We start from the raw sequence: 2,492 nt of genomic DNA, 5'->3' as shown, positions 1-2,492 counted from the left end.
GTGCGGAGAAACCGTGGCGGCAGACCGGCGGCGGGATCGGGCATGGGAGAGCCTCCAGGAACCTGGTGAGAGCCGCCGGCGGTGACGGCGGGAGCACGATCACCGTGGCGGAGGAGGACGGCGCAGGAGGATGACGAAGTGGTTTGCTATGTCGGCGGCACCCCACGGCGTGGCGAGCGCGGGACGCGCTGCTAGCTGCTTGCGCGCAGCAGCTTTCGATAGCCCCCGTTCATCGTCGCCACTGCGTCTGCGACCAATCGGATCGTCTGGCCCCTGATGGATGAGGTCTTCCAGGGATAACGGGCAACGGCATCCGAGCCATGAAGCACCTGCGCGATCTCGCGATAGCTCGCTCCCTCCAGGTGCCCGTCCAGCGCACGGATCATGCCGAGGAGTCGTTCGCGCAGGCGGGCCGTTATCCGCCAGGCACGCGGGAGGGCTCCTGCCGGATGGCCGTCGAGGCGACGCTTGAAGCGCAACAGGCCGGCAAGACGAAGGAGAACGGTCTCATCCAGGGGAACGAGTGCCGCCATCGGCATCGCCGTGCCTAAGCCTTGGAGCCACAGGCGATGCGGGCCATCGGAGTCGTTCACGACGCCATGGCACTCGCCGCGAGGTTCTGGACCCAACAACGGCGATAGGTCGGCAAGAGCCTCGAAGCGATAAGCTTGACTGAAGCCGTCAGGTGCAGGAACGAGGATCACTGCATGGGGTAATAGATCCGGCCGCCACAGAACCGGCGCGGCAGAGGCGTCGAGTGCCGGATCGCAGGCGAAAGGAAAGCCCCCAGCGCCGGCCAACCGCCGCTGGGCTCAGTTCCGATTCGTCGGGGTCGTCAGCAATTTTGTCGTAGTCGTCTCGGTATGCCGGGTTGCGCCGCAGGAATTCCCACGCGAATCCGGCACGATCGAGGTCCTTCAGTGCCTCGACATAGTCTGGTGACCTCCAATCGGGTCTCTTCGTCATCCACGACCTCCGTCTTCAAGAGATTGCATGGCCTAACCGACCCAAGCATTCCATGCGACCACCGGTTGTGGAAGAACCCAAACGCGGGACGCGCGATGTCACCTGTAGCGGCCCCCAAGCGTCTATCTGAGGGCGATTCTTTTGACGCAAGCTCGTCAGTTGAGCGGTGGGCGCAACAGATGACGATACCCATTCTCCGTCATCCAGCGGGCGCGCACCAAATGACTGTCATGGACCAGGCGGGCGCGCTCGGGCTCGCGCTCGGGATTGATGCCAAATACGATTCGCACTGCTTCTCGCCAGTCAGCGCCCTCAGCCGCAGCGTCGAGCAGGCGGAGGTAGGTCACGAAATGCCGCTCGTCATAGGGCGTAACCCGCGCGCTTACGGGTGGGCTATCGTCGAAGGGAGGTGTCGTCATGGCGGCTCGCAAGCGAGGGAAGAATTACGCGGGAACCCGGGCCACCGCATGGTCACAGCACAGTGGATCGGTGGTGATGCACGCAGCGCATCGCGACAACCATTTCGTGCAGCCACCAAGGCCGCGGCGGCTGCAATCGACGCCTGATGTGCATGAAAGCATAGAGACATGGTCATAACAGCAAAATGGCCGCGTATTATAGTACGTAGCGCCAGAATACGCGACCGCCTCCTATCCTGCGGATGGATATTCGCAGGGTCTTCGGAGCCAACGTCCGTCGCTATCGGTTAGCGGCGCGTCTCAGCCAAGAGGCAGTGGCTGAGCGTATGGGCGTTGACCGGGCTCATGTCAGTGCGATCGAACGCGGCCTGCAGAACGCAACCCTGCTGACCATCTTGCAGGCGGCGCAGGCGCTGAGTGTGCGACCCGCCGAACTGCTCGAGGATGACGTACCTAACGTGAAGAGCTGATATCGCGCGAGGGATCGTTACCGCAAGGCGAAGACGCCCTTCCCTCCCTTCAACCGAAGGGCGGCTTCGTGCGGCCGCCAAACCCCTCCCAAGCGGCCGCATAGAGCCCGGTCCGGCGGAGCCGGACGCGCCCAAGTTCACGACATTGAATCCCGACCCGGCAGACGTCGACCGTCATGTGCATACGGAGGAACATTCAAACCTGACCGCGTTGACGGCGGAGCCTTGCTCCTCATGCAGCCGTCACGGCTTTCGCGCGCATCGCGAGCAAAGGAAAAACCCCGCCCGGCGGACCGGGCGGGGCCTCGGGGGCGTCGGCTTACTCGCCGTTCTTCTTGCGGCTGCGCGACCAGATCAGGGAAGAACCCTCGCCGTCCTCGTCGTCGAACAGGTTGGCGAAGATCGGTGCGTTGAAGCTCGGATCGTCGAGCTTGAGCGAGAGGTATTCGCGGCCCTCGTTGGAGCGCTTCGACCAGGCGGCCCCGATCTCGGCGCGGCCGACGAAGACCCGGTGGCTGGGGGCGTTGTCATTCGAGCGGTTGGCCTCGGGGACGATGCGGACGCCCTTGGTCTGGACGCTGAGCGTGACGATCTCGCCCTGGTACTCGTTGCCGGACTTCTTGAAGGAACCGATGTT

5 protein-coding genes are annotated in these 2,492 nt (G+C 63.8%); 1 reads left to right on the top strand and 4 read right to left on the bottom strand.

Annotated features, from left to right (window positions below; all coding sequences use genetic code 11):
• Positions 1–191: 191 nt before the first annotated feature.
• From LJ725_RS28780 to LJ725_RS28770, 3 genes are all read right to left on the bottom strand, one after another.
• Positions 192–704: a DUF2285 domain-containing protein gene (locus tag LJ725_RS28780; protein ID WP_230554359.1), complete on the bottom strand. Its 513-nt coding sequence runs from the start codon at positions 702–704 to the stop codon at positions 192–194.
• Positions 682–966 (bottom strand): transcriptional regulator domain-containing protein, encoded by a 285-nt coding sequence (locus LJ725_RS28775; RefSeq protein ID WP_230554358.1) that lies wholly within the window; start codon positions 964–966, stop codon positions 682–684. The genes LJ725_RS28780 and LJ725_RS28775 overlap by 23 nt, the downstream gene beginning before the upstream one ends.
• Positions 967–1,121: 155 nt before the next feature.
• The gene (locus LJ725_RS28770; RefSeq protein ID WP_082751725.1) at positions 1,122–1,385 is read right to left on the bottom strand and encodes a DNA -binding domain-containing protein; all 264 of its coding nucleotides are present in this window, start codon (positions 1,383–1,385) and stop codon (positions 1,122–1,124) included.
• Positions 1,386–1,627: 242 nt separating this feature from the next.
• Here LJ725_RS28770 and LJ725_RS28765 point away from each other — a divergent pair, with 242 nt between their 5' ends.
• Positions 1,628–1,855, top strand: a complete 228-nt coding sequence (locus LJ725_RS28765) for a helix-turn-helix domain-containing protein (RefSeq protein ID WP_068190566.1) — start codon at positions 1,628–1,630, stop codon at positions 1,853–1,855.
• 319 nt (positions 1,856–2,174) lie between these two features.
• Here LJ725_RS28765 and LJ725_RS28760 read toward each other — a convergent pair.
• The coding region (locus LJ725_RS28760) for a DUF736 domain-containing protein (protein ID WP_230554357.1) at positions 2,175–2,492 on the bottom strand (318 nt) is incomplete at its 5' end.

The sequence above is a fragment of the Reyranella aquatilis genome, from assembly GCF_020880995.1.
Classification (GTDB): Bacteria; Pseudomonadota; Alphaproteobacteria; order Reyranellales; family Reyranellaceae; genus Reyranella; species Reyranella aquatilis.
The sequence above is the reverse complement of the archived record's forward strand: the minus strand, read 5'-3'. Positions and strand labels throughout refer to the sequence as shown.